The 24,428-nt window shown below is 61.6% G+C and carries 25 protein-coding genes and 1 tRNA gene; 11 read left to right on the plus strand and 15 right to left on the minus strand.

The annotated features are described in order from the left end of the window. Positions 1-30 precede the first annotated feature (30 nt). A complete protein-coding gene (locus tag V8P77_RS18170; RefSeq protein WP_335913678.1) occupies positions 31-915 on the plus strand; it encodes a methyltransferase domain-containing protein in 885 nt (294 codons plus the stop codon). 15 nt (positions 916-930) lie between these two features. Here the strand turns inward: V8P77_RS18170 and V8P77_RS18175 are convergent, their stop codons facing one another. The 6 genes from V8P77_RS18175 to V8P77_RS18200 all read right to left on the minus strand — a co-directional run bounded on the left by V8P77_RS18175 (position 931) and on the right by V8P77_RS18200 (position 5,051). Further along, positions 931-1,098 (minus strand): Flp family type IVb pilin, encoded by a 168-nt coding sequence (locus V8P77_RS18175; RefSeq protein WP_335913679.1) that lies wholly within the window; start codon positions 1,096-1,098, stop codon positions 931-933. 74 nt (positions 1,099-1,172) lie between these two features. Next, complete coding sequence (locus V8P77_RS18180; RefSeq protein ID WP_077977742.1) at positions 1,173-1,490, minus strand: hypothetical protein; 318 nt, start codon at positions 1,488-1,490, stop codon at positions 1,173-1,175. A gap of 126 nt (positions 1,491-1,616) precedes the next feature. Further along, on the minus strand, positions 1,617-2,030 hold the full coding sequence (gene mutT, locus V8P77_RS18185; RefSeq protein WP_012759141.1) for an 8-oxo-dGTP diphosphatase MutT: 414 nt from the start codon (positions 2,028-2,030) through the stop codon (positions 1,617-1,619). Then, positions 2,027-2,833, minus strand: a complete 807-nt coding sequence (locus V8P77_RS18190) for a GNAT family N-acetyltransferase (protein ID WP_335913680.1) — start codon at positions 2,831-2,833, stop codon at positions 2,027-2,029. Before V8P77_RS18190 ends, mutT begins: the two co-directional genes overlap by 4 nt. Further along, positions 2,814-4,055 (minus strand): bifunctional glutamate N-acetyltransferase/amino-acid acetyltransferase ArgJ, encoded by a 1,242-nt coding sequence (argJ, locus tag V8P77_RS18195; protein ID WP_335913844.1) that lies wholly within the window; start codon positions 4,053-4,055, stop codon positions 2,814-2,816. The genes V8P77_RS18190 and argJ overlap by 20 nt, the downstream gene beginning before the upstream one ends. A 114-nt stretch (positions 4,056-4,169) precedes the next feature. Then, positions 4,170-5,051, minus strand: coding sequence for a peptidylprolyl isomerase (locus tag V8P77_RS18200; protein WP_335913681.1), 882 nt, complete (start codon positions 5,049-5,051; stop codon positions 4,170-4,172). Positions 5,052-5,297: 246 nt separating this feature from the next. Between V8P77_RS18200 and secA the strand changes: the two genes are divergently transcribed. The 3 genes from secA (at position 5,298) to V8P77_RS18215 (ending at position 10,890) form a co-directional block, all read left to right on the plus strand. Next, a complete protein-coding gene (secA, locus tag V8P77_RS18205) occupies positions 5,298-8,015 on the plus strand; it encodes a preprotein translocase subunit SecA (protein ID WP_131624248.1) in 2,718 nt (905 codons plus the stop codon). A gap of 181 nt (positions 8,016-8,196) precedes the next feature. Further along, positions 8,197-9,612 carry a lipopolysaccharide biosynthesis protein gene (locus V8P77_RS18210; RefSeq protein ID WP_335913682.1) on the plus strand — a complete coding sequence of 472 codons (1,416 nt, stop codon included), beginning with the start codon at positions 8,197-8,199 and terminating at the stop codon, positions 9,610-9,612. Further along, on the plus strand, positions 9,613-10,890 hold the full coding sequence (locus tag V8P77_RS18215) for a GNAT family N-acetyltransferase (RefSeq protein ID WP_335913683.1): 1,278 nt from the start codon (positions 9,613-9,615) through the stop codon (positions 10,888-10,890). It begins immediately after the preceding gene. Positions 10,891-10,950: 60 nt separating this feature from the next. Here the strand turns inward: V8P77_RS18215 and V8P77_RS18220 are convergent, their stop codons facing one another. Beyond that, positions 10,951-12,582 (minus strand): AMP-binding protein, encoded by a 1,632-nt coding sequence (locus V8P77_RS18220; RefSeq protein WP_335913684.1) that lies wholly within the window; start codon positions 12,580-12,582, stop codon positions 10,951-10,953. 224 nt (positions 12,583-12,806) lie between these two features. On the opposite strand from V8P77_RS18220, the gene V8P77_RS18225 reads away from it, so the two are divergent. Then, entirely contained in the window at positions 12,807-13,787 is a 981-nt protein-coding gene (locus tag V8P77_RS18225; RefSeq protein ID WP_335913685.1) for an aldo/keto reductase, read from the plus strand. Positions 13,788-13,877: 90 nt separating this feature from the next. Here V8P77_RS18225 and V8P77_RS18230 read toward each other — a convergent pair whose 3' ends face one another. Then, complete coding sequence (locus V8P77_RS18230) at positions 13,878-14,456, minus strand: TetR/AcrR family transcriptional regulator (RefSeq protein ID WP_011653696.1); 579 nt, start codon at positions 14,454-14,456, stop codon at positions 13,878-13,880. 129 nt (positions 14,457-14,585) lie between these two features. Between V8P77_RS18230 and V8P77_RS18235 the strand changes: the two genes are divergently transcribed. Both V8P77_RS18235 and V8P77_RS18240 read left to right on the plus strand, forming a co-directional pair. Beyond that, positions 14,586-15,881, plus strand: a complete 1,296-nt coding sequence (locus V8P77_RS18235; RefSeq protein ID WP_335913687.1) for an MFS transporter — start codon at positions 14,586-14,588, stop codon at positions 15,879-15,881. A 124-nt stretch (positions 15,882-16,005) separates the two neighbouring features. After that, a tRNA-Leu gene (locus V8P77_RS18240) sits at positions 16,006-16,090 on the plus strand. A 194-nt stretch (positions 16,091-16,284) separates the two neighbouring features. Here the strand turns inward: V8P77_RS18240 and V8P77_RS18245 are convergent. Together V8P77_RS18245 and V8P77_RS18250 are read right to left on the minus strand one after the other, a co-directional pair. After that, positions 16,285-16,572 carry a hypothetical protein gene (locus V8P77_RS18245; RefSeq protein ID WP_003543268.1) on the minus strand — a complete coding sequence of 96 codons (288 nt, stop codon included), beginning with the start codon at positions 16,570-16,572 and terminating at the stop codon, positions 16,285-16,287. Between the two features lie 169 nt (positions 16,573-16,741). Then, on the minus strand, positions 16,742-17,026 hold the full coding sequence (locus V8P77_RS18250) for a hypothetical protein (protein WP_003543270.1): 285 nt from the start codon (positions 17,024-17,026) through the stop codon (positions 16,742-16,744). Positions 17,027-17,237: 211 nt separating this feature from the next. Between V8P77_RS18250 and V8P77_RS18255 the strand changes: the two genes are divergently transcribed. After that, complete coding sequence (locus V8P77_RS18255) at positions 17,238-18,986, plus strand: cation:proton antiporter domain-containing protein (protein WP_335913688.1); 1,749 nt, start codon at positions 17,238-17,240, stop codon at positions 18,984-18,986. 51 nt (positions 18,987-19,037) lie between these two features. On the opposite strand, the gene V8P77_RS18260 is transcribed toward V8P77_RS18255, so the two are convergent. Both V8P77_RS18260 and V8P77_RS18265 read right to left on the minus strand, forming a co-directional pair. After that, on the minus strand, positions 19,038-19,367 hold the full coding sequence (locus tag V8P77_RS18260; RefSeq protein ID WP_335913689.1) for a hypothetical protein: 330 nt from the start codon (positions 19,365-19,367) through the stop codon (positions 19,038-19,040). Between the two features lie 115 nt (positions 19,368-19,482). After that, on the minus strand, positions 19,483-19,767 hold the full coding sequence (locus V8P77_RS18265) for a hypothetical protein (RefSeq protein ID WP_335913690.1): 285 nt from the start codon (positions 19,765-19,767) through the stop codon (positions 19,483-19,485). Positions 19,768-19,970: 203 nt separating this feature from the next. Between V8P77_RS18265 and V8P77_RS18270 the strand changes: the two genes are divergently transcribed. Together V8P77_RS18270 and V8P77_RS18275 are read left to right on the plus strand one after the other, a co-directional pair. Then, positions 19,971-20,561 (plus strand): YqaA family protein, encoded by a 591-nt coding sequence (locus V8P77_RS18270; RefSeq protein WP_168293517.1) that lies wholly within the window; start codon positions 19,971-19,973, stop codon positions 20,559-20,561. 124 nt (positions 20,562-20,685) lie between these two features. Continuing rightward, complete coding sequence (locus V8P77_RS18275) at positions 20,686-21,204, plus strand: disulfide bond formation protein B (RefSeq protein ID WP_335913691.1); 519 nt, start codon at positions 20,686-20,688, stop codon at positions 21,202-21,204. 74 nt (positions 21,205-21,278) lie between these two features. Here the strand turns inward: V8P77_RS18275 and V8P77_RS18280 are convergent, their stop codons facing one another. Then, the gene (locus V8P77_RS18280) at positions 21,279-21,836 is read right to left on the minus strand and encodes an HNH endonuclease (protein WP_020051813.1); all 558 of its coding nucleotides are present in this window, start codon (positions 21,834-21,836) and stop codon (positions 21,279-21,281) included. Between the two features lie 111 nt (positions 21,837-21,947). After that, on the minus strand, positions 21,948-22,640 hold the full coding sequence (locus V8P77_RS18285; protein WP_335913845.1) for a DNA-3-methyladenine glycosylase family protein: 693 nt from the start codon (positions 22,638-22,640) through the stop codon (positions 21,948-21,950). Here V8P77_RS18285 and gluQRS point away from each other — a divergent pair. Beyond that, positions 22,639-23,520 (plus strand): tRNA glutamyl-Q(34) synthetase GluQRS, encoded by an 882-nt coding sequence (gluQRS, locus tag V8P77_RS18290; protein WP_335913692.1) that lies wholly within the window; start codon positions 22,639-22,641, stop codon positions 23,518-23,520. The two genes, V8P77_RS18285 and gluQRS, sit on opposite strands and share 2 nt — an antisense overlap. Here gluQRS and V8P77_RS18295 read toward each other — a convergent pair. After that, positions 23,485-24,408, minus strand: a complete 924-nt coding sequence (locus tag V8P77_RS18295) for a YihY/virulence factor BrkB family protein (protein ID WP_335913693.1) — start codon at positions 24,406-24,408, stop codon at positions 23,485-23,487. The two genes, gluQRS and V8P77_RS18295, sit on opposite strands and share 36 nt — an antisense overlap. Between the last annotated feature and the right edge of the window lie 20 nt (positions 24,409-24,428).

The raw sequence follows: 24,428 nt of genomic DNA on the forward strand, positions 1-24,428 counted from the left end.
CATAAGCGGTGCGGGACTAAGGACATCGCCATGGACACGATCTTCGACAGAGCCTTGATCGCCGCGCACCGCCACCGCGCGCTTGTGAATAACGATCCGAAAGCCGCCTTCCTGCTCGACATCGCTGCTGAGGAAATGGGCGAAAGGCTTTCCGTGGTCGAGCGGACTTTCGGGACCGCCGTCGAACTGCATGGCGCGACCGGTGCTGCCGCCCGGGCCGCGTTGGCAACGGGCAAGATCGGCACGATGATCCGCGTCGAAAGCGAGAAGGCCTATGCCAGGCCGGGCGAAACCTTGATCGAGGCGCCGCTCGAGGACGTGCCGCTCGAACCGCAATCGGCCAATCTCATCCTTGCGCCGCTCAGCCTGCATCTGACCAACGATACACCGGGTGTGTTCATCCAGATCCGCCGCGCCCTGAAGCCGGACGGCTTGTTCCTGGCCGCGATCCCCGGTGCCGGCACACTGCAGGAACTGCGCGACGTGCTGCTGGCCGCCGAGGTCGAGATGACAGGCGGCGCAAGCCCGCGTGTCATTCCCTTCGCCGATGTACGCGATGTCGGCAGCCTCATGCAGCGCGCCGGCTTCACGCTGCCGGTGATCGATGCGGAAAACTATACCGTGCGTTATGATTCACTCTTTCCCCTGATGCGGGATCTAAGGGCGATGGGCATGAGCAATCCGCTTGCAGCCCGCGGCCGCATGCCGCTGACACGCGCCTTCTTCCTGCGCGCAGCGGAGATCTACGCCGAACGTTATTCCGATACCGATGGACGTATCCGCGCCACTTTCTCGATCATCTATGTTTCGGGATGGGCTGCCCACGAGAGCCAGCAAAAGCCGCTCAGGCCGGGTTCGGCCAAGGCGCGCCTTGCCGATGCACTGAAGGTGGACGAACACAAGCTCAAGCAGTAACGCCCGGCTGCTTCTTCAATTCACCGTCATATTGTTGTTGATCACGTTGAACACGTCCTGCAAGGCGCCGGTGAAGAACCCCAGACCGGAGATGAGTGCGCCACAAATGAGGGCGGCGATCAAGCCATATTCAATTGCCGTCGCACCTCTGTTATCTGCGAGAAATGCTTTCAAAATACGCATTATTACGAGACCCTCTGAGCGAGACCGACGGCAAAAGACCAATTCCACGACCATCGGGCGACGGCCGGTATTTTTCAGCAACCGGCGCCGACGCCATAGCCCTGGACGACGCAGACCGAACCGGGCGTATCCTGGAGGACGCTGCGGCGGATCGTATACCGCTTGCCACTCTCAGTCTTTGGGATCGATCCCGTCGTGATCGTATCAAAATCCGCCGGAGCACTGGCAAAGACGCTTTTCTTCGAGGAATCCGCAAGCATTGGCGTCAGGATAAGCGTCAGCGCGACTACCGCCGTGCCGAACAGGAGGGCGATATTCAGCGCACCCGTCCTGCGCGAGGCAGACGAGGCCCGTTCCTTTTCCCGGACAGCTTTCCAGAAATCATCGTCCATGAGGTCAAGCCTTTTAATACACGCACGCCAGATGCTTGATTGAGGCCGATCTTTGGCAGAAGGTGTTAAACGATCCATTAATATCCACAGCCGAAAATGGTGTGGCACAATAATAATCAGATAATGCTAAAGTAAATCCTGCAACATCGGGATGAGCGGCTCGTCGGCCGGCGGCATCGGATAATCGCGCAGCGCCTGCGGACGCACCCATTTTAGCGCCTGCCCCTCCCGGCCCTGGGGAATGCCCTCATAGCGCCGGCAGATATAAAGCGGCATCAAAAGGTGGAAGGTCTCGTAGGAGTGGCTGGCAAAGGTAAGCGGCGCAAGGCAGGCAATCTTGGTGTTGATGCCGAGCTCTTCCTCAAGCTCGCGCACAAGCGTTTCCTCCGGCGTCTCACCGGGCTCGACCTTGCCGCCGGGAAACTCCCACAACCCGGCGAGCGACTTTCCCTCAGGGCGCTGTGCCAACAGGATACGCCCATCGGCATCGATCAGCGCACAGGCAGCGACCAGCAATATCTTCCGGCCCGCCTCGCTCATCGCGGCTCCTGCTGCCAATAGCAATAATGATAGGCGTCGCGAAAACCGAGGCGCTCATAAAGTGCGATGGCCGGGCGGTTGGACAGCTTCACCTGCAGCCAGGCCGAACGGGCGCTGCGCATGCGCGCCCAGCGCAGTGCCGAAGTGAGGATTTCGATGCCGAGCCCCTCGCGCCGCCGTGCCTCGGAGACCGAAAGCGACATGATGCCGGCGAGGTCGTTGTCCTGGACACAGAGCACGGTCGCAAGCGGGCCGTCCACCGCGTTCTCGATCATGAACAGGCCGGATGGCGGCTTGATCGCCGAAATGATTTCGGCAAGCGCCGGCTTCAGCCTCAGTGGCGCCTGGTCGACGGCGAGGTTGGCATCGACGAAACGGCCGACATCATGGGTCGGCAGGTGATCGAGCGTATCCGGCAGCTCCGCCTCGGCGAGGTCGCAGGTCATCACCACCGTATCGTCGAAGCGCGTCCAGTTCTGCGCGCGCAGAAGTTCGATCAGCACCGGCGAGGCAAGCGGCGTTTGACGGACCACGGCGGCGCGGCCATAGGCTTCGAACTTCCGGCTCGCCTTTTCCAGGCGGATTTCGACGTCGCGATGATCCGAGGGATCGAGCGGCACGATCGAGTTCAGCCGGTTGGACGGGTGACCGGCCGTCAGCCGCACCTGCCAGCTGCCGTCATATTGCACGGAAGCCGCCGGCCAGGCGCGGAAGCCGACGGCCTCCAGCCTGCGCACCAGCGGCAGATTGTGTGAGGAAATGGATGCCTGCTCCAATGAACGATCAGCTCCGATAGTCGCCATTGATCGCAACATATTCCTTGGTGAGGTCGCAGGTCCAGACGGTTGCCGAACCAGTGCCGAGCCCGATATCGACTTTGACGGGGATATCCTGCGCCTTCATCACGTCCGAGGCAGCCGCCTCGGAATAATCGGGATCACGCTCGCCATTGACGGCGACCCTGATATCGCCGAACCAGATGGCGAGCCGGTCGCGATCGGCCATCTCGCCGGATTTGCCGACTGCCATGACGATACGGCCCCAATTGGCGTCTTCGCCGGCGGCCGCGGTCTTGACCAGCGGCGAATTGGCGATCGACAGTGCGATGCGCTTGGCGGCGGCATCGCTCTCGGCACCCGTCACGGTGATTTCCAGCATCTTGGTGGCACCCTCGCCGTCCCGCACCACCTGCAGCGACAGATCCTTCAGCACTTCGTTAAGTGCGGCCCGGAAGGCGGCAAGGCGTGGATCGTCGGCGCGCTCGATGCGGGCCTGGCCGTCTTCGGCCGCGGCGCCCGTTGCAAACAGCATCAGTGTGTCGGAGGTGGAGGTGTCGCTGTCGACGGTCATGGAATTGAAGGTCGGGCCGACACCGTCGGACAGAAGCGCCTGCAGCGCGGCAGGCGCAATGTGGGCATCGGTGACGACGAACGAGAGCATCGTCGCCATATCGGGCGCGATCATGCCGGCGCCCTTGGCGATGCCGTTGATCGTCACGGCCACGCCGCCGATCTCGGCGCTGCGGGTCGAAACCTTCGGATAGGTGTCCGTCGTCATGATCGCCTTGGCGGCCTCGAACCAGAAATCGCCGGTCGCTTCGACCTGCATCCGATCCAGAACGCCTGCGAATTTGGTGGCATCGAGCGGCTCGCCGATAACGCCGGTCGAGGCCAGGTAGACCTCGTTTTCGGCGCAGCCGACGGCAGCGGCAGCCGATTTCGCCGTCAGCGCGGTCGCCTGGCGGCCCTTCAGGCCGGTGAAAGCATTGGCATTGCCGGAATTGACGACGACGGCACGCGCACTGCCATGGGGGAGATTGGCCCGGCAGAAATCGACCGGCGCCGACGGGCATTTCGAGCGGGTAAAGACGCCCGCGACGGCCGCCGGCTTATCGAAGACCATCATCAGCACGTCGGTGCGGTTCTTGTACTTGATGCCGGCGGATGCCGTCGCCAGGCGCACGCCGCGCAGCGGCGGCATCGAGACGAAGGATTTCGGAGCGAGCGGAGAGACGGAACCGGACATCATGAGACCTGCCAATGAGCACTTCCAGGCGAAATGGAAACCCGGTTCGCCGTCCGGAAATGCGACAACAACGACGATAGTGAAGGGCCCGGAAAAACCGGGCCCTTGCGAATATTACTGCTTCGGCGCCGGGGCAACCGGCTCGCTGCCGGGCTCCGGCTGCTTGTTGGCCTGGTCGTAACCCTTGCGCAGCGTCTCGTCCGTGATCTCGATCTTGGCGGAGGCCTTCGCCTTGTTCAGAAGCTCAAGATACTTGTCGCGCATGACGAGCTGACGAACCTGATCCTGCACCTGCTCGAAGGGCGGCGGCGGAGCATCGCGCTTATCTTCGACCTTGATGACGTGGAAGCCGAAATCGGTCTTAACCGGCGTCTTGGAATAGCTGCCCTTCTCAAGCGCGAAGGCTGCGTCTTCGAATTCCTTGACCATCCGGCCGCGCGAGAAATAACCGAGGTCGCCGCCTTCCGACTTGTTCGGATCGGTGGACTTTTCCTTGGCGAGTTCGGCGAAATCCTTGCCGGCGTCGAGCTGCTTAATTATGTCCTTGGCTTCGTCCTCGGTCTTGACGAGGATGTGGCGGGCGTGGACTTCCTCCTGCTTCGGCAGGGCGGCGACTTCCTTGTCGTAACGGGCCTTGACTTCGTCAGGCGTCACGATGTCGACGACATGCTTCTTGAAATAGGCATTGTGCAACTCGCGGTCGGAGAGATACTGCATGCGCTTCTTGAATTCGTCGGTCTGATCGAGCTTCTCGGTGGCGGCATCGGCGGCGAGAAGCTTCACGTCGATGGCTGCGGAAAGGGCTGCGACCTTCTTCTGGTCATCGGGAAGCTGCGCCAGCTGGGGGTCGAGATTGGCGACGGCGAGGTCGAGTTCCGACTGGTGGATCTCCAGGGTGCCGACCTTGGCGATGACGGCGTCATCGGCATAGGCCGGGGCCCGGAGCGCAACAAAGGTTGCAAACGCCAGAACGGCAAGCTTGTTGGTGCTCAACATGAAATACCCTTCACAGTTACATTGCCGGTTTCAGCATCCCCTGAATCCAGCCCAAAATAGCCATCAACACCGGATTGTGGCCTTTCTGTATCCGCCAAATCCGTTGACATCATTCGACCCCCCTCTTATCTGTCACGCAACCTCGCGTCCAGAACAGTTTCCGGGCGTTTTAAGGCGCGCGCCTGATTTTCGGCTGGGCCGCGAACAAGAAACGCCGGGGATGAATATTGAGAAAGGGCCAGTCATATGGTCAGCTTTGGCGGTATAGCCCGCAAGTTATTTGGGTCTTCCAACGACCGCCGCGTGCGGTCCTACCAGCCGAACGTCACTGCCATCAACTCTATCGAAGAGAAGACGAAGGCCCTGACGGATGAGCAGCTCGCGGCAAAGACCGCGGAGTTTCGCGCCCTGCTCGCCGAGGGCAAGACGCTCGACGACATTCTGATCCCGGCCTTTGCCGTCGTCCGCGAAGCCTCGCGCCGCGTTCTCGGCCTGCGACCTTTTGACGTACAGCTGGTCGGCGGCATGATCCTGCATTCGAATGCGATCGCCGAGATGAAGACCGGCGAAGGCAAGACCCTCGTCGCCACCCTGCCGGTCTATCTGAACGCGCTTTCCGGCAAGGGCGTGCACGTCGTCACCGTCAACGATTACCTCGCCCAGCGCGATGCCGCCACCATGGGCCGCGTCTACGGCTTCCTCGGCATGACCACCGGCGTCATCGTCCACGGCCTTTCCGACGAGGAACGCCACGCGGCCTATGCCTGCGACATCACCTACGCCACCAACAACGAACTCGGCTTCGATTATCTGCGCGATAACATGAAGTACGAGAAGAACCAGATGGTCCAGCGCGGCCACAACTTCGCGATCGTCGACGAAGTGGACTCGATCCTCGTCGACGAGGCGCGCACGCCGCTGATCATCTCCGGTCCGCTCGACGACCGCTCCGAACTCTATAATACGATCGACGCCTACATTCCGCTGTTGGAGCCCAGCGATTACGAGATTGACGAGAAGCAGCGCTCCGCCAACTTCTCCGAAGAGGGCACCGAGAAGCTGGAAAACCTGCTCCGCCAGGCCGGCCTCCTGAAGGGCAACGCGCTCTACGACATCGAGAACGTTGCGATCGTCCACCACGTCAACAATGCGCTGAAGGCCCACAAGCTCTTCCAGCGCGACAAGGACTATATCGTCCGCAACGACGAAGTCGTCATCATCGACGAGTTCACCGGCCGCATGATGCCGGGCCGCCGCTATTCGGAAGGCCAGCACCAGGCGCTCGAAGCCAAGGAAAAGGTGCAGATCCAGCCGGAAAACCAGACGCTGGCCTCGATCACCTTCCAGAACTACTTCCGCATGTACGACAAGCTCGCCGGCATGACCGGCACGGCGCAGACGGAAGCGGAAGAATTCGCCAACATCTACAATCTCGATGTCATCGAGGTCCCGACCAACCTGCCGATCAAGCGCCTCGACGAGGACGACGAGGTCTACCGGACCTTCGACGAGAAGTTCAAGGCGATCATCGAGGAGATCCTCGACGCCCACAAGCGCGGCCAGCCGGTGCTGGTCGGCACCACCTCGATCGAGAAATCTGAACTGCTCGCCGAGCGCCTGCGCAAACAGGGCTTCGACGACTTCAAGGTGCTCAACGCCCGCTACCACGAGCAGGAAGCCTATATCGTCGCCCAGGCCGGTGTGCCGGGCGCCATCACCATCGCCACCAACATGGCCGGCCGCGGCACAGACATCCAGCTCGGCGGCAACCTCGACATGCGCATCGAACGCGAACTCGGCGAAGTCGAAGCCGGACCGGAGCGTGATGCCCGGATCCAGGCGATCATCGAGGAGATCAAGCAGCTTAAGCAGAAGGCGCTCGAAGCCGGCGGTCTCTACGTCATCGCCACCGAACGCCATGAAAGCCGCCGCATCGACAACCAGCTGCGCGGCCGCTCCGGCCGTCAGGGCGACCCTGGGCGTTCGAAGTTCTACCTTTCGCTTCAGGACGACTTGATGCGCATCTTCGGCTCCGACCGCATGGACAGCATGCTGACCAAGCTCGGCCTCAAGGAGGGCGAGGCGATCGTCCATCCCTGGATCAATAAGGCCCTGGAGCGCGCCCAGAAGAAGGTCGAAGCCCGCAACTTCGACATCCGCAAGAACCTCCTGAAGTATGACGACGTTCTCAACGATCAGCGCAAGGTGGTCTTCGAGCAGCGCCTCGAACTGATGGAATCGACCAATATTTCCGAGACCGTTTCCGACATGCGCCGTGAGGTGATCGAGGACATGGTCGAAAAGCATATCCCAGAGCGCGCCTATGCTGAACAATGGGATGCCGCCGGCCTGAAGACCGCTGCTTTGAACATCCTCAATCTCGACCTGCCGGTCGAGGACTGGGTGAAGGAAGAAGGCATCGGCGAGGACGACATCCGCGAGCGCCTGACGGAAGCCGCCAATGCGGCCTTCACGGAAAAGGCCGAGCGTTTCGGCGACGACATCATGCATTATGTCGAACGCTCGATCGTCATGCAGACGCTCGATCATCTCTGGCGCGAGCACATCGTCAACCTCGACCATCTGCGCTCCGTCATCGGCTTCCGCGGCTATGCCCAGCGCGATCCGCTGCAGGAATACAAGTCGGAGGCCTTCGAGCTCTTCACGGCGCTGCTCAACAATCTGCGCGAGGCCGTCACCGCCCAGCTGATGCGCGTCGAACTGGTGCAGCAGGCCCCTGCCGAACCTGAACCGCCGCTGATGCAGGCCCATCACTTGGATCCGACGACCGGCGAGGACGATTTCGCCCCGGCGATCTACCAAGCATCGGAAGTCATCGTTTCTCCTGAAAACCGCAACCCGGCTGACCCGGCCACCTGGGGCAAGGTCGGCCGCAACGAAACCTGCCCCTGCGGCTCCGGCAAGAAATACAAGCACTGCCACGGCGCCTTCGAACAGGTCTGAGGCAAGCCCGCAAAGATCCGCGGAAATGCCGCCTCAGGGCGGCATTTTCTTTTCTGCGGCAATGCCGGAAAGCCGGAATTTCAGCGTTGGACGGCAGACCCGATCCGGAACCGTTTCTTAACCCTGTTCTGTCAAGACTTCAGGGGCGATTTGCCTGACCTCAGAGTTTTGCGTGTTCATCATGGCGGTCATAGAAACAGCGGAGAAGATGCTGCCCGCGGGCCTGCGCCCGATCGGCGGCCGCACGCTGCGTTTGCTTGCTGCCGTGCTCACCGAACGCGGTGAGAGGGCGGCCGCCCAGCGCATGGCGCTGACGGCCTTTTCGATTCGTGTCCTCAGCGCAGCCCTCGCCTTCGTCTCCCAAATCGTGCTCGCCCGGCTGATGGGCGAATATGAATACGGCATCTTCGTTTTTGTCTGGGTGCTGGTCGTCGTCTTCGGCGATCTCTCATGCCTCGGTTTCCACACCGCGATCGTCCGCTTCCTGCCGCAATACAGGGCTGCCGGCGCCTTCGAGGAAATCCGCGGCCTGACCGGCACGGCGCGCATCTTTGCGCTGCTGTCCGGCACGGCGATGCTCGCCGCCGGCATGCTCGGGCTGCGCTTCTTCGGCGATATGATACAGGTCTACTATCTCGTCCCGATCTTCATCGGCCTGCTCGCCATGCCGATGATCGCGCTCGGCGACATTCTGGAAGGCACGTCGCGGGCGAACCATTGGCCGGTAATGGCGCTAAGCCCTGTCTATGTCGTCCGGCCGATCCTCATCATCCTCTTCATGCTGATCGCGATTGCCATCGGCGCCGAGCACACAGCCGTCACCGCGATGCAGGCAGCGCTCGCCGCCACCTATGTCACCGCCCTCGGCCAGTACGCCGCAACGCTCTACCGCCTTCGCCGGCATTATGACGACGGGCCGCGCAAGGTGGACTTCCTCGCCTGGCTCAGTGTCGCCTTTCCGATTTTCCTGATCGAGGGCGTGAGCTTCCTGCTCACCAATTCCGACGTCGTCGTCGTCGGCATCTTCCTCGAGCCGCATGACGTCGCCATCTACTTCGCCGCCGCCAAAACGATGGCGCTGGTGCATTTCATCAATTTCTCGGTCAAGGCGGCCTCCGGCCCGCGCTTTTCCTCGATCATTGCCGAAGGCGACCACACCCAGCTGGCAGCCGCTGCCATCGACGCCGCCCGCTGGACCTTCTGGCCGGCGCTCGGGGTCGGCCTTGTCGTGCTTGCGGCGGGTCATCTGCTGCTGTCGCTCTTCGGCGGCGCCTTCACATCAGGTTATCTGGTCATGGCGATCCTGCTCGCCGGCATCCTCGCCAAATCGCTGGTCGGACCGGCCGAAACTCTGCTGATGATGGCTGGCAAGCAGAACCTCTGCGTCGCGCTCTATGCCGGCGCACTGACGGCCAATGTCGGCCTCAACCTCGCTTTGATCCCGCATTACGGCATCGAAGGCACGGCGATCGCCACGGCTTCGGCCATGGCCGTCGAGGCAATCCTGCTGCATGTCGCTGTGCGCCGCACGCTCGGCATCGTTCTTTTCGCCTTCGCCAGCCCCTCCGCCGCAACGCCAGAAATGAGAGTTCGATAGATGGTGCGTGTTCCCCCCGTTACCGAAAGCACCGACAGCGCCGCAAACCGCATGGTGCATGATCTCGCAGCCCTGCATTTCGAAGCGCCGCAGGCCGAGGCTCGCGCCGAGATCGGCCGGCCGGGACGCGAGCTCTGCCTCTATCCGGGCAAGCTCGGCTATGAGCTTCAGGATGAGCTCGATTTCCTCTCCAACCGGGCGATGGAACCGAACGTCTTTTTCTCCGGCCGTTTCCTCGCCCCCGCTATGCCGCGGCTCGAAGACCGGCAGGTGAACTTCGCCCTGATCCGCGACCACAATGCCGGCCGCAGCCGCATGCGCTTCCTCTTGCCGTTTTCGGTCGACAAGCCGGGCTTTGCCGTCGGCCCCTCGATCATCCGCGGCTGGTCGAACAGTTTCGGTCCGCTCGGCACGCCGCTCGTCGATGGCGAGGATGCCGCCGAAACCCTCGACAACCTCTTCGAGGGGCTGACCGCTCGTGATCTCAATCTGCCCGGCATAATGGTCCTGCCGGATCTCAGGCTGAACGGTATCTTCGTGCGCATGGTCAAGGCCGTGGCGCTCAGCCGCAATCTTCCCGTCACCGTCACCAATCCCTACCTGCGCCCGATGCTGCAGAGCGAGGAAGAGGCGCCGGCCTATCTCGGCAAAACCATCTCCTCCTCGCATATGCGTGAGATGCGCCGCCAGTGGCGCCTGCTGGAGGAACAGGGAACCGCGGTCTATGCCGTCGCCCGCCAGCCGCGCGAAATCCATATCCGCTTCGAGGAATTCCTGGCGATGGAAGCCGGTGGCTGGAAGGGCAAGCGGCGAAGCGCTCTCGTCACCGATCGTTATCACACGGCCTTCGCCCGCGAGGCGGTGTCGAACCTTGCCGCCGTCGATGCCGTGCGTATTCACACGATCGATCTCAACGGCAAGGCGATCGCCGCCATCGTCGTGCTGATGATGGGCGGCGAGGCCTATACCTGGAAGACCGCCTACGACGAAAACTATGCCCGCTATTCGCCGGGCAAGCTGCTGATGAGCGAACTCACAGAATGGCATCTCGACGACGCCAATATCGTCCGCTCCGATTCCTGCGCCGTCTCGGATCATCCGATCATGAGCCGCTTCTGGCAGGAGCGCGAGGAGATGGGAACGCTGGTGATCGGCCTGACGCAGAACAGCGACCGCGACATGCGCCAGGTCACCGCCCAGCTCCACATGTACCGCAGCACCCGCAATATGGCGAAGATGCTGCGCGAAAAGATCATGTCGCTTGCCGGCCGGGGCTAGGCAACTCCAGCAAGAGTGCGTAGTGAAATTGCGCAAAAGATGGAGCATGCCGGAAATGCTCTATCCCTCGTTGGCGGCCCTTTCGCGCAGCAGCCGGCGGATCACCTTGCCGGTGGTGGTCAGCGGCAATGCGTCGATGAATTCCACTTCGCGCGGATATTCGTGCATCGAAAGCCGCGTCTTCACCCATTCCCTGATGTCGGCGGCCAGCGCCTCGCTTGGATGATGGCCTGGTGAAAGCACGATATAGGCCTTGACGATTTCGGTGCGCACGGCATCGGGTTTGCCGACGGCGGCGGCAAGCTGAACGGCGGCATGGCCGATCAGGCAGTCCTCGATCTCGGCGGGGCCGATGCGATATCCCGACGAGGTGATCACGTCGTCATCGCGGCCTTCGAAGGTGACATAGCCCTCGGCGTCCTGCCGGCCGATATCGCCGGTGAGCAGCCAGCCTTTGACGAATTTTCGTTCCGTCGCTGCCATGTCGTCCCAGTAGCCGAGGAACATGACAGGATCGGGACTGGCGATGGCGATCTGGCCCGGTTCACCGACGGGCAACTCGTCGCCCGTCTCGCTGACGATCGCAACGCTGTGCCCGGGCACCGCCCGTCCTATGGCGCCCGCTTTGGTGACGCCATAGGCAGCGCTCGACGCAAGCACGAAATTGCACTCCGTCTGGCCGTAGAATTCGTTCACGGTGATGCCGAGCGTATGACGCGCCCATTCATAGGTCTCGCGGCCGAGCGCCTCCCCGGCCGAGCCGATGGTGCGTAGCACCAGATCATATTTCGAGCGCGGATCGGCAACGGATCTCATCAGCCTTAGCGCCGTCGGCGGAATGAAGGCATTGCGCACCTTCATTTCGGCCATGATGCCATAGGCCATGCCGGCATCGAATTTCTGCGCCGGCGACGAAACGACGGGAACACCGAGCAGAAGGCTCGGCAGCAGCGCGTTGAGCAGCCCGCCGGCCCAGGCCCAGTCGGACGGTGTCCAGACCTTGTCGCCCGGCCGCGGAAAACCCTCATGGGCAAACTGCATGCCGGGAATATGGCCGGGCAGGACGCGGTGGCCATGCAACGCGCCTTTGGGCGGCCCCGTCGTTCCCGAAGTGAAGATCATCAGCGCCGGGTCATCCGGACCGGTCTTGGCAATGTCGAAGACAAAGGGATGGCCATCCACCAGTTCGGCGAAAGCAGTCGCGTCGGCACTCGCCCCGTCGATGCTGACGATATGCTTCAACGCCGGCAGGCGTCCGCGGATCTGCCGGATGCGTTCGAGACCGAAGCCATTGGTGACGACAGCCGCGGCACCTGCCGCCTTCAGCCGGTATTCCAGCGCCTCGACGCCGAAGAGCAGCGCCAGTGGCAGCGCGATCGCACCGGTCTTGTAGATCGCCACATGTGCGATCACCGTTTCGAAGGATTGCGGCAAGAGCAGCGCAACGCGATCGCCGCGTTTGATATCAAGTGAAACGAGCGCATTTGCAAAAGCCGAGGAACGGTCGGCGAGCGCGCGATAGGTCATTGCGCGGTGATCGCCGTCGGGGCTGAAATGCTCAAGGCAGACGCGCTCGGGATCCCTCACGGCCCAGTCGTCGCTGACGGCGCGGCCGATATTGAAATCCTCCGGAATCCGCCAGGAGAAATCGCGATAGAGATCGTCATAGCGATCGTGGGACGGCAGCTGCATGGTCGGATTCCGATAAAATGCTGCATCAGCTAACATCTTGCGGCGCGGATGTGCAAGCTGCAGCCGGAATCGATAGCGATGAGCGCGGCTCTAGAAATCTCGATCACAGATCATTGTGCACATGCAGAATAGATTCTTCATTTGCCACCCTGCGACTTTGGCCATCTCACGCTAAATCATGGAAAGCCGCCTGGGGGTTATCCAATTCATCACGGAGTCGTTTCATGGAATACGCAAAATTTGGAAAGACCGGTCTCGAAGTGTCTAAAATCTGCTTGGGCTGCATGACCTTTGGCGATCCCGGCCGCGGCAATCATGCCTGGAGCCTCAGCGAAGAAGAGAGCCGGACGATGATCAAGCAGGCGATCGACCACGGCATTAATTTCCTCGACACCGCCAACACCTATTCCAATGGTTCATCAGAGGAGATCGTCGGCCGTGCCATAAAAGACTTCGCCAAGCGCGAGGACATCGTGCTGGCCACCAAGGTGTTCAACCGCATGCGGCCGGGCCCGAACGGCGCCGGCCTGTCGCGCAAGGCGATCTTCGACGAGATCGACAACAGCCTGCGTCGCCTCGGCACCGACTACGTGGATCTCTACCAGATCCACCGCTTCGACTACACGACGCCGATCGAGGAAACGCTGGAAGCTCTGCACGACGTCGTCAAATCGGGCAAGGCCCGTTATATCGGCGCCTCCTCCATGTATGCCTGGCAATTCGCCAAGGCGCTTTACGTCTCCAGGCTGAACGGCTGGACCGAATTCGTCAGCATGCAGGATCATCTGAACCTGCTCTACCGTGAGGAAGAGCGCGAAATGCTGCCGCTCTGCGAGGATCAGAAGATCGCCGTCATCCCCTGGAGCCCGCTTGCCCGCGGCCGCCTGACCCGCGACTGGGACGAGATGACGGCCCGCAGCGAAACCGACGAATTCGGCAAAACGCTCTACACGCAGTCCATCGAGGCCGACCGCAAGATCGTCGGGGCCGTGGCCGAAATCGCCGAGGCCCGCAACATCTCCCGCGCTCAGGTCGCAACCGCCTGGATCCTGCAGAAGAGTGCGGTGACCGCCCCGATTATCGGCGCGTCCAAACCGAACCACCTCACGGACGCCGTTGCCTCGCTCTCGGTCAAGCTCACCGCCGAGGAAATCGCGGCACTGGAGGCACCCTACATCCCGCACGCCATCGCCGGCTTCAAGTAGCCGCTGGCTTCTCGGTCCTCAGGCACATGCAAGATAGATCCCTCACCACGTGGAGAGGGAGATCGAAACCATCGCCATTCGCGACTGAGATTATGTCTGGCTTTCAGGATCGAGCTGCCGGCGCATCGTCACCAGAAACTGCTCGGCAAGCGCTCGGTCTTCGACAGCACGAGCAAGAATGACGGCACCCATCATCGACGAGAGTGTCGTCGTCGCATTGGCGCGGCGCTCCTCTTCCGTTTCGCCGGGAACGATATCGGCAAGCGTGTCGACCAGCACCGATAAGCCATCGCTGAAGACTGCGCGGACTGCGCCGCGGCTGCGGCTGACTTCCTGGATCAGCGTTGCGAAGACGCAGCTGCCGCCCGGATCGTCAACCGTGCGCCAGTGGATATAGTGATCGAGAAGCGCTGCCAGCGGCCGATCCGGCGATTCGGCGATATGTTCCTTCCAACGCGTCTCGACCTTGTCGATCAGCTTGCGGCTGACCTCAAGCGCCAGATCGTCCTTCGACCCGAAATGACCATAAAAGCCGCCATGCGTCAGCCCCGCCGCCTTCATGATGTCGGCGACGCCGACCCCGTCGAAACCGTTTTCGCGGAAAAGTACGCCGGCAACGCTCAGGATCTTTTCACGGTTTTCGGCAAATTTTTCGCGGCTGACCCGCATCGTCATCTCCAGAATTAGTCGCTTGACAAAATATATGACGTCCATCATCAATACGCAAGAAATATGATGGACATCATGTAAGTCGGCCCGGTTATCTTCCAGAACCTGAATTCAAACGGAATCTTACCCATGGTTTCCACCGTCCTCGCCTCCACCCTTGCCCGGCGCAACATCCATTACGGCTGGGTCGTCGTTGCCGCGACCTTCCTCACCATGCTGGTCACTGCCGGCGCCATGGGCGCACCTGGCGTGCTCATCAAGCCGCTGCAGGACGAATTCGGCTGGGAGACCTCGCAGATTTCCTCGGCCCTTGCGGTCCGCCTGATCCTTTTTGGTTTCATGGGTCCGTTCGCCGCCGCCTTCATGAATTACTTCGGGGTGCGCAAGGTCATCGTCTTCGCACTGGCGCTGATCGGCGCCGGCTTCGTCGGTTCGCTGTTCATGACGACGCTGTGGCAGCTGCTGCTGCTCTGGGGCATCGTCGTCGGCTTCGGCACGGGCCTGACGGCGATGGTGCTCGCCGCGACGATCTCCTCCCGCTGGTTCACCAAGCATCGCGGTCTTGTCGTCGGCATGCTCTCGGCAAGTTCGGCCACCGGCCAGCTCGTCTTTCTGCCGCTGATGGCGGAGCTGACGGAACGCTACGGCTGGCGCTCGACGGTGTTTTTCGTCTGCGCCATGATCATGGTCGCAGCCCTTGCCGTGCTGGCTTTCATGCGTGACCGCCCGGCCGACCTCAACCTGCCCTCCTTCGGCGAAACGCAGGTAACGCCGCCGCCGGCAAGCACCTCGCTTGGCGTCGCGCTGATGACGCCGATCACCGTCCTCAGGGAAATCTCGAAGACCTCGACCTTCTGGATCCTCTTTGCCACTTTCTTCATTTGCGGCCTCAGCACCAACGGCCTGATCCAGACTCATTTCGTCACCCTTTGCGGCGATTTCGGCATCGTGCCGGTGGCCGCCGCCAGCGTGCTGGCTGTCATGGGCATCTTCGATTTCTTCGGCACTATCGGCTCCGGCTGGCTCTCCGATCGCTTCGATAATCGCTGGCTGCTGTTCTGGTATTACGGCCTGCGCGGCCTGTCGCTGCTCTATCTGCCCTTCAGCGATTTCAGCTTTTACGGCCTCTCCATCTTTGCCATCTTCTACGGCCTCGACTGGATTGCCACCGTGCCGCCAACCGTCAAGATCGCCGCCGACCGCTTCGGCCCTGAAAAGGTCGGCCTCGTCTTCGGCTGGGTCTTTGCCGGCCATCAGCTAGGCGCCGCCACCGCCGCCTATGGCGCCGGCCTGTCGCGCACGGAACTGTCGAGTTATCTACCCGCCTTCTTCGTCGCCGGCGCCTTCTGCCTGCTGGCCTCGATCCTGGCGATCACGCTGAAGAAGTCCGGCCTGAGCAGTCCGGCCCCCGCCGCCGCCCATTGATATCGGACGAGATCCGGCCTCGAGCGAGGCCGGATCTCTCTACCGGATCAGTCCGATAACTTCGCTTGCCCGTCTTGCGCGTCCGGGCGCTCGCATGTTAGACAGCCGCCCGTTCGCATCCGTTGCCCCATTGGCGGAATTGGTAGACGCGCTCGACTCAAAATCGAGTTTCGAAAGAAGTGCTGGTTCGACTCCGGCATGGGGCACCAGCCTATGCTCTGTGAGCTTCGGCTGGGCAAGCTGAAGAGAGCAGCTAAGCGGAGGCTGTCGCGCCGCAGTTCCGTCAGGAACGAAGGCGGACCGGTTCTATAATGCTCCGGTTAGCTGCACCATCATCTCAAATGCCTAGCCTGGCCCAAAGAGCCGATGGCCCGACGGAACGAATTTCGCATCTAAGCGACGCCTACTTATTCTTCAGCAGCCACATCTTGCCGGCCATCGTGATGCCGTAGACGTCTTTTGATGCGTCGTCATCCAGGTGCCGCCTTTCGAGAAAACCCGGCTCCTTCAACTCGCCCAATGTCTTGGCAGTGACCGACTTTATTTTCTGAGGCCGCTCTTTCCACCGGTCAGTTTTTGCATAAGTCACTGTCGCGTTCTCGTGCGTCCATTTATTGGCCGGCTGAGGATAAAGGTCTCCATCCCTGGCGAGTTTAAGTGCGGCGATCTGGGACGGCGTAAGCTCAATCATACTAAAAGATCCTGTGCGGGCGGTGTTTGCGCTGGGAACGCGCTGTTACCAAAGGCGTGCTCATAACACCGACAGACGACTTTCACCACCGCATTGAGATATTCGTGCCACAAAAGACGAAAACCCGGCTCGTCGGAACCGGGCTTCGTTCTTATCGCATATTTTTTCGTTAATTGCAGCGTCGGACCGTCCTGGTGACCTCGCCTTCGTCGGTCTGTCGGGTGACGCTCCTGGTTTCGCAGCCATTATCGCGATAGCGGCGGTGCTCACGTTCGCGCACGGCACCGAAAGTGACGCCACGCTCGCTGATGGTGATGCCGGGCCGAACCCGCTCGTGGCGATAGCCATCGTCATAGGAACGCTCTCTGACATAGACGCTGTCGGCAAGAACAGGCGCTGCAAACGAGCAGGCGGCAAGCGCCGCCACAGTACAGTTCAAGATGATCTTCCGCATGTCGTTTCTCCTTTCTTGATGAAAGGGCAACGAGACAAGACGCAGGTGGTTCCAACATCGGTGACGGCCGGACGGTGCCGTGGACGACGTCTGCGCCTCACTAGCCAGGACTGAGAACAAGGCCTCAAACGGTAGCCCATCCCAAATCAACTGTTTAATTTTGTTTGCGCTTCGTCCAAAGTGGCCGCCGCGATCACAAGAGAGGGCGGACGTGCATCAGGAAGTAGGACTTATCGCGACGGTCGCCGTCAGTTTCGTTTTCGCGGCGATCCTCGGCTATGGCGCCGACCGGCTTCGGCTGCCGCCGCTCGTCGGCTACCTGATGGCGGGCATCCTGATGGGGCCGTTCACGCCGGGCTTCGTCGCCGATACCGCCCTTGCCGGCCAGCTCGCCGAGATGGGCGTCATTCTTTTGATGTTCGGCGTCGGCTTGCATTTTTCCGCCTCCGACCTGCTCGCCGTGCGCGGCATCGCCGTGCCTGGCGCGATCGGACGGATTATCCTCGCTACCCTCCTGGGCATCGGCCTTTGCAAACTCTGGGGCTGGAGCCTCGGCGCCGGCATCGTCCTCGGCCTCAGCCTGTCGGTGGCGAGCACCGTCGTGCTCCTGAAGGCGTTGGAGGAACGCAATCTCGTCAACGCGGCGAGCGGACGCGTCGCCGTCGGCTGGCTGATCGTCGAGGATCTGGTGATGGTGCTGGCGCTGGTGCTGCTGCCGGCGTTCGCAGAGCTTCTGGGTGGCAACGCCAGCAATACGATCAACCACGGCCTCGGCGACCTGCCGCTGGCGCTGACGATCGGCCTGACGCTGCTGAAGGTCGTGGCCTTCGCCGCCATGGCGATCTTCCTCGGCCCTCGCATCGTGCCCTGGCTGCTGACGATGATCGCCCGCACCGGCTCGCGCGAACTCTTTACGCTGACGGTGTTGGCGATCGCACTCGGCATCGCCTTCGGCTCGGCGGCTATCTTCGGCGTCTCCTTTGCACTCGGCGCATTTTTCGCCGGCGTCGTCATGAGCGAATCCCAGCTCAGCCACAGGGCCGCCGCCGACTCGCTGCCGCTGCAGAATGCCTTCTCCGTGCTGTTCTTCGTCTCCGTCGGCATGCTCTTCGATCCCTCGATCCTGGTGAGCCAGCCGTTGGCCGTGATCGGCGCGCTGGCGCTCGTCATACTCGGCAAGGGCATCATCACCTTCCTGATCGTCATCCTGCTCAGATATCCGATCAGCATGGGACTGACATTGGCCGGCGGCCTCGCCCAGATCGGCGAGTTTTCCTTTATCCTCGCCGGCCTCGGCGTCTCACTCGGGCTCCTGCCGCATGAGGGCCAGGATCTGATCCTCGCTGCCGCGATCCTGTCGATCACACTCAACCCGATCGTGATCTTGGCAACCGACGGCCTGAAGAAATATATCCATTCAACATGGCCCTCCCTCTGGGAAAGCTACGGCAGGAGCAGGCAGAAGGCGCTCGGCAAAGAACTGGAAAAGATCAGCGCACTCGGCGAAGAGCGCGAGCGCCAGCATCAACTGAAGATGCAGCAGCTGATCGAGACTTTCCCACTGTTCTCCGAGGTCGACGAGGACGCGCAGGAGGAGCTGCTGCTGCTCTTCAAAGCGAAATCCGCGCCGCCCGGCGAACGCGTCATCCGCCGCGGCGAGCGGGGCGACAGCATGTATTTCATCTCCTCAGGCGCGGTGGAAGTGCGGCTCGCCAGCGGCGCGATCCGCCTGGAGCCGGGCGCCTTCTTCGGCGAAATGGCGCTGCTGACCGGCGGACGGCGCACCGCCGACGTCATCGCCGTCGACTTCTGCCAGTTCGAGGTGCTCGAGCGGCGCGACTTCAACATGTTCATGTCGCACCATCCACATCTGCGTGCCGCCGTTAGCGAAATGGCCCAGAAGCGGACGGAAATGAACGTCCTGCGGCAGCAATGGGAAAAGTCGATGGACCTGTCCTGAAACGGAAGCCGCAGCTCCCGACGGAGCTGCGGCGTTTCGGCAAATAATGGACTACTTGTCAGGGCAGGCTTCGCTGGTCGTGGTACCGCTGTTGCCGCCTTGCGTCTGAAGCGACTCACCGCTCGGCTGGTCCGGGCAATGCGCCTTGTTCATCGGCATATTCATCGAACTGGCGGAGCCATTGTTCGTCGTGCTGTTCGTTGCATTCGGATCCAGTGGTACCGTCGTGCCGCTGCCGCTATTGCCGGTGCTGTTATATTCCGAGCTGCTCGGCGTATTGGCGCCGCTGTTGGTCGGAGCCTGCGGCGGGTTGCTCTGTGCGAAAGCCGACGTCGCCATGCCAAGGGCGAGCAGCGAGGCGGCAGCAAGTTTCATCCGCATGGGAATATCCTCCTCGGGATTTGTTGATCATGAGAAGGAAACCATACAGTCAAGCCATTGTTCCGACAGGCGTCGGGATTAAATACCCAGACGCGCGGCCGTAAACGTGATTGCCTCAGCCCGCCGGCCAATAGCGATCGGTGCGGAAATCGTCCGGGATCGGTTCGAGCCGCGACAACGCCTCGGCTGCGAAGTCGATCTGCAGCGACAGGTATTTAAGAGACGCCACCATCGGCACGCCGGTCGCGAATTCCCGGATGCGGGACAGATGATAGCCGCTCTCGTCGATCCGCCGCGCGGCTTCCCGGCGCACGTCGTCTCTGCTCGGTCCCCGCTCCTTTTCGGACCGGTCATCCATTTGCACGGCCTGCCCACGGCCGCCTTCGATCACTTTGAACATCTCATGCCACCCTGCACGTCGACCCTAAATCAGCTTGCCGCAGAATGGCCGATTCGCAATCTCGCGAAATCTTGGGAGAGGCGCAGCCACCCCGCATCACGAAAATTTTTTTGACGGCGGTGGCAGGAAGGACACGGACGAGCATTTACAGCGCCGCGCACGGCCCCTAAAGCTGTTTTGCACTGCAACAGGAAGGAAACGGAATGCTCCGCAGACTTTACGACTGGACCATGTCTCTGGCCGCGCGCAAATCGGCCGAAATCTGGCTCGCCGTCATCGCCTTCGTCGAAAGCTCCGTCTTTCTCGTCCCCGCCGATGTGCTGTTCCTGCCGATGGCGCTTGCCAGGCCGGAACGCTCCTATCGCTACGCGCTGGTCGCGACCGTCGCTTCCGTACTCGGCGGCATCGCCGGCTGGGCGCTCGGCTTTTACGCCTATGAGACGGTGGCGCGGCCGGTTCTCGAATTCTACGGCAAGCTCGATGCCTTCGAGCAGATGAAGGCCTATGTGACCTACGAGTGGATCCTGTTGCTGCTTGTCACATCGGGTCTTGCGCATCTGCCGCCGATCAAGATCGTGACGATCCTGTCCGGCGTCATTCACGTCAATCTGGGCCTTTTCATTGTTTCGGCGATTATTGCACGCGGCGCGCGTTTCCTCTTCCTCGCATGGCTGCTGCGCCGCTACGGCGAGCCGATCCGTGACTTCATCGAGAAGCGCCTCGGCCAGGTCGTTGGCATCGGTGCCGCTACGGTGATCGTGCTATATGTCGGCTACCGCTCTTTCGCCCACTAGAGCGTCTTCGTTTTTCTTCGAATAACGAAGACGCTCTCTCACTATATATTACGCAATTCCGGACGCAAAACCGCTTCACACTTTTGCTGGAATTGCTCTAAGCCAAACTTCGCGGAGTTCCGCCATGCCTGCCACTTCCTCGCCGCTCGCCCGCCCCGGCTTTATCTATTCCATGCTGCTTGCCATCGGCATGGCGGCGGCGGTCGGCACTGCACTCGGCTTCCAGTATATCGGCGGCTATATTCCCTGTGCGCTCTGCCTGTTGCAGCGGCAGCCCTATTATTACGCCATTCCGATCGCGATCCTGGCCGCACTCTCCGAGCTCGTCGGACTGCCGAACTGGATCACCCGGGCGCTCATTCTCGCGGCCGGCATCCTGATGCTGGTGACGGCTGGCATGGGTGTTTATCACGCCGGTGTCGAATGGCATTTCTGGCCCGGCCCGGCCACCTGCTCGACGACGGCAAGCAGCATGACGACCAATGCCGGCGATCTGCTCGGTGAGCTCAACACCGTCACGGGCCCGTCCTGCACCGATGCGGCGCTGCGCGTGCTCGGCCTGTCTTTTGCCGGTTGGAACGTGATTGCCGGAATCCTGCTCGCAGCCTTCGCCTTTGTCGGCGTTCGCAAGGCCGCCTCGTAAAATTATCCAGCATTCGAAGTGCTGCAGCGTCCTTTGCGCCTCTGAAAGGACGCGCGGCGCTGCAGGCCGTTCGATCAGGGCTGCAGTTCGGTATCCCAATAGAGATAGTCGAGCCAGCTTTCATGCAGATAGTTCGGCGGGAACAGCCGGCCGTTATTGTGCAGATCCTGCACCGTAGGCTGGTAGGGCTTCTGCGCCGGGAACATGGCTGCCTGCTTGGGAAGCTTGCTGCCCTTGCGCAGATTGCAGGGCGAGCAGGCTGCCACGACATTCTCCCAGGTCGTCTCGCCGCCATGGGCGCGCGGGATGACGTGGTCGAAGGTCAGGTCGTCATGGGCGCCGCAATACTGGCATTCGAACCGGTCGCGCAGGAAAACGTTGAACCGGGTGAAAGCGGGATTGCGGGACGGCTGAACGTAAGTCTTCAGGCACACGACACTCGGAAGCCGCATCGAAAAGCTCGGCGAAGAAACCGAATGTTCATATTCCGCAATGATGTTCACACGGTCGAGAAATACCGCCTTGATCGCGTCCTGCCAGGACCACAACGACAAGGGGTAATAACTCAGTGGCCGGTAGTCAGCGTTCAGGACGAGCGCCGGCAGGGCCTGTGGGGAGACTGCAATCGTCAAGGGACTCTCCTGATCGATTCGGCATCTGCACCTGTATATTAGGCCGGTTGTTACAGGATTGTGAAGTCCAATAAATTCAGAGGATAAAGGCATTTTGAAGAGTGTTGCCGATCAGCCGATCGGCACCATGTCACGGCGCATCTTCGTGGCGTAATAGGCCCAGAAAAGCCGTGCCGCCACCGAGCGCCACGGCGACCAGACCGCCGAAAGCTCGGCAAGCGTCTTCGCCTGCGGCCGTGCGGCAAGACCGAATGCCGCCCCGACGGCATTCTGCAGCGCGACATCGCCGGCCGGGAAAACATCGGCATGGCCGCCGCAAAACATCAGATAGACCTCTGCCGTCCACGGCCCGACACCCTTCAGCGCAGTCAGTTCGCCAAGTGCTTCGCCCGGCGGCCTCAGGCAGAGCCCGGAGAGATCGAGACGACCGGAGGTGACCGCTTCAGCAATCCGCGACAGCGTCTCGGCTTTGGCGCGCGACAGACCAAATTCGCGCCACGCCTCGGCGTGAAGCAGTGCGTAACCTTCGGCCGTCAGCGAACCGTCCGCCGGCAGCATGCGCCGCCAGATCGCGTCGGCGCTGGCGCGCGACACCATCTGCGAGACGATGATATGGGCAAGACCGGCAAAGCCGGGCTCGCGCAACCGCAGCGGAATGGGTCCGGCGTCGGCGACGATCGGCGCAAGACGCGGATCGAGGCGAAGCAGCGCTTCGAGCCCCTGTCTGACGTCATCGTCGTTGCGGATGATCTGCACATTGCCTCGCAGTGGTTCAAAAGCCGAATCCATGGCAGAAGAAAGCATGACCACGAGTGAGCGTCAAAAACCTGTCTTTCGTTTTGCGCCGAGCCCCAACGGACCGTTGCATCTCGGCCATGCCCTCTCGGCCCTCTTGAACCGTGACATGGCGGAGGCCGAACAAGGCCGCCTGCTGCTGCGGATCGAGGATATCGACCAAACGCGCTGCACGCCCGAGTTCGAGGCCGGCATCCTTAGGGATCTCGAATGGCTTAATATCGGCTGGGAAAGCCCGGTGCGGCGCCAATCGGAACATTTTTCCGAATATCAGGCGGCGTTGCATGCGCTGATCGAGCGCGGGCTGGTCTACCCGGCCTTTCTGACGCGCGGCGAGGTGAAGGTGCGCGTCGTCGCATACGAGGCAGCTGGTGAGCCCTGGCCGCGCGATCCCGACGGCACCCCGCATTATCCCGCAAATGATCGCGAGCGTCCGGCAGACAAATGGCGGGACATGCTGACCTCGGGGAAGAAACATGGCTGGCGGCTCGATATGCGCAAAGCGCTCGACCTGATCGGCGAATTGCTGTTCTGGACGGAAACCGGCGACGGCAGGACAGGCGAGATCGCCGCCGAGCCCGACGTCTGGGGCGACGTCATTCTGTCGCGCTCGGATGCGCCGTCGAGCTATCATCTTTCCGTGGTCGTCGACGATGCGCTGCAGGGCGTCACCCATGTCGTGCGTGGGCTCGACCTCTTCCACGCCACATCGGTGCACCGGCTGTTGCAGGTGCTGCTCGGCCTGCCGCAGCCAGTCTATCACCATCATCGTCTCATTCTCGGCGCGGATGGCCGCAAGCTTTCGAAAAGCCAAGGCGACACCGGGCTTGGCGAATTGCGCGCCCAGGGCATGTCAGGAGCGGATATTCGCCGCCTTGTCGGGCTCTGACTGCCTTTCGACACGCTCTCTGCCGACGATCGAAAGGGTGTGCGAAAACATCCGGAAGACGCGGAACTTGATCAGCGCTGCATTGATCTCCGCCCCGATGATGAAGATGACGCCGACCATGTAGAGGAAGATCAGCACGATCATGACAGAGGCGAGACCGGCATAGGTTGCCGTATAATTGGCGAAGGTCGCGAGATAATAGGCAAAGATCAGCGCGCCGGCGAGCCAGAGAAGCAGCGTCAACAGCACGCCGGGAATGACGTCGAAGACTCGCCGCTTGCCGGCCGGCAGCCAGAGATGCATGACCAGCAGTCCGACAGTCAGAACCACCAGCGTACCGTAGATGCGCCAGCTGAAGACGATGTCGAGCGTATCGGCAAACAGCGGAAACCAGCCGCGCGCATAATCGAGCGCCAGCGGCAAGGCGACCAGCAGGATGCTGATCGCCGCAAAGATGATGACCGCAATCAGCACGTAGCCGAGGCTGGCGAGACGCGTGAAATACCAGGGCCGCGTTTCCTGCACCCGGTAGGCGCGGTTGAGCGAGATGCGCAGCGCCTCGACGCCGTTCGAGGCGAAATAAGCGGCGGCCAGCACCGAGATCGTCAGCAGCCCGCCGCGCGGAATGGTCAGCACCTGCAGCACCTGGTCGGCGAGCGGCTTGGCGATCGCCTCAGGCCAGGTGTCGAAGATCAGGTGGATGGCCGTCGAGGAGAACTGATCGGCGCCGAGGAAGCTTGCAAGCGCGGTGCCGAAGATCAGGAAGGGGAAAACTGCAAGCAGGCTCGACAGCGCCACATGGCTTGCCATGGCAAAGCCGTCGTCCTCGACCATGTGACAGATCGCGTCATAGACCACGTCGTAGATCGTGCGCAGCACCTTGGGCATTCCGTCTCCGGCTTTCCAGA

The organism is Rhizobium aouanii (assembly GCF_037002925.1).
Taxonomy (GTDB): domain Bacteria; phylum Pseudomonadota; class Alphaproteobacteria; order Rhizobiales; family Rhizobiaceae; genus Rhizobium; species Rhizobium aouanii.

Excerpts from the sequence above, each read along its gene's own strand:
- argJ (WP_335913844.1), bottom strand. The coding sequence starts at position 4,055 with ATGTCCGGTTCCGTCTCTCCGCTCGCTCCGAAATCCTTCGTCTCGATG.
- mutT (WP_012759141.1), bottom strand. The coding sequence starts at position 2,030 with ATGAGCGAGGCGGGCCGGAAGATATTGCTGGTCGCTGCCTGTGCGCTG.
- V8P77_RS18230 (WP_011653696.1), bottom strand. The coding sequence starts at position 14,456 with ATGCGGGTCAGCCGCGAAAAATTTGCCGAAAACCGTGAAAAGATCCTG.
- V8P77_RS18215 (WP_335913683.1), top strand. The coding sequence starts at position 9,613 with ATGGTGCGTGTTCCCCCCGTTACCGAAAGCACCGACAGCGCCGCAAAC.
- V8P77_RS18250 (WP_003543270.1), bottom strand. The coding sequence starts at position 17,026 with ATGCGGAAGATCATCTTGAACTGTACTGTGGCGGCGCTTGCCGCCTGC.
- secA (WP_131624248.1), top strand. The coding sequence starts at position 5,298 with ATGGTCAGCTTTGGCGGTATAGCCCGCAAGTTATTTGGGTCTTCCAAC.
- V8P77_RS18225 (WP_335913685.1), top strand. The coding sequence starts at position 12,807 with ATGGAATACGCAAAATTTGGAAAGACCGGTCTCGAAGTGTCTAAAATC.
- V8P77_RS18200 (WP_335913681.1), bottom strand. The coding sequence starts at position 5,051 with ATGTTGAGCACCAACAAGCTTGCCGTTCTGGCGTTTGCAACCTTTGTT.
- V8P77_RS18180 (WP_077977742.1), bottom strand. The coding sequence starts at position 1,490 with ATGGACGATGATTTCTGGAAAGCTGTCCGGGAAAAGGAACGGGCCTCG.
- V8P77_RS18190 (WP_335913680.1), bottom strand. The coding sequence starts at position 2,833 with ATGGCGACTATCGGAGCTGATCGTTCATTGGAGCAGGCATCCATTTCC.
- V8P77_RS18265 (WP_335913690.1), bottom strand. The coding sequence starts at position 19,767 with ATGTTCAAAGTGATCGAAGGCGGCCGTGGGCAGGCCGTGCAAATGGAT.
- V8P77_RS18245 (WP_003543268.1), bottom strand. The coding sequence starts at position 16,572 with ATGATTGAGCTTACGCCGTCCCAGATCGCCGCACTTAAACTCGCCAGG.
- V8P77_RS18210 (WP_335913682.1), top strand. The coding sequence starts at position 8,197 with ATGGCGGTCATAGAAACAGCGGAGAAGATGCTGCCCGCGGGCCTGCGC.
- V8P77_RS18285 (WP_335913845.1), bottom strand. The coding sequence starts at position 22,640 with ATGCTTTCTTCTGCCATGGATTCGGCTTTTGAACCACTGCGAGGCAAT.
- V8P77_RS18170 (WP_335913678.1), top strand. The coding sequence starts at position 31 with ATGGACACGATCTTCGACAGAGCCTTGATCGCCGCGCACCGCCACCGC.
- V8P77_RS18275 (WP_335913691.1), top strand. The coding sequence starts at position 20,686 with ATGCCTGCCACTTCCTCGCCGCTCGCCCGCCCCGGCTTTATCTATTCC.
- gluQRS (WP_335913692.1), top strand. The coding sequence starts at position 22,639 with ATGACCACGAGTGAGCGTCAAAAACCTGTCTTTCGTTTTGCGCCGAGC.
- V8P77_RS18270 (WP_168293517.1), top strand. The coding sequence starts at position 19,971 with ATGCTCCGCAGACTTTACGACTGGACCATGTCTCTGGCCGCGCGCAAA.
- V8P77_RS18260 (WP_335913689.1), bottom strand. The coding sequence starts at position 19,367 with ATGCGGATGAAACTTGCTGCCGCCTCGCTGCTCGCCCTTGGCATGGCG.
- V8P77_RS18295 (WP_335913693.1), bottom strand. The coding sequence starts at position 24,408 with ATGCCCAAGGTGCTGCGCACGATCTACGACGTGGTCTATGACGCGATC.
- V8P77_RS18235 (WP_335913687.1), top strand. The coding sequence starts at position 14,586 with ATGGTTTCCACCGTCCTCGCCTCCACCCTTGCCCGGCGCAACATCCAT.
- V8P77_RS18175 (WP_335913679.1), bottom strand. The coding sequence starts at position 1,098 with ATGCGTATTTTGAAAGCATTTCTCGCAGATAACAGAGGTGCGACGGCA.
- V8P77_RS18220 (WP_335913684.1), bottom strand. The coding sequence starts at position 12,582 with ATGCAGCTGCCGTCCCACGATCGCTATGACGATCTCTATCGCGATTTC.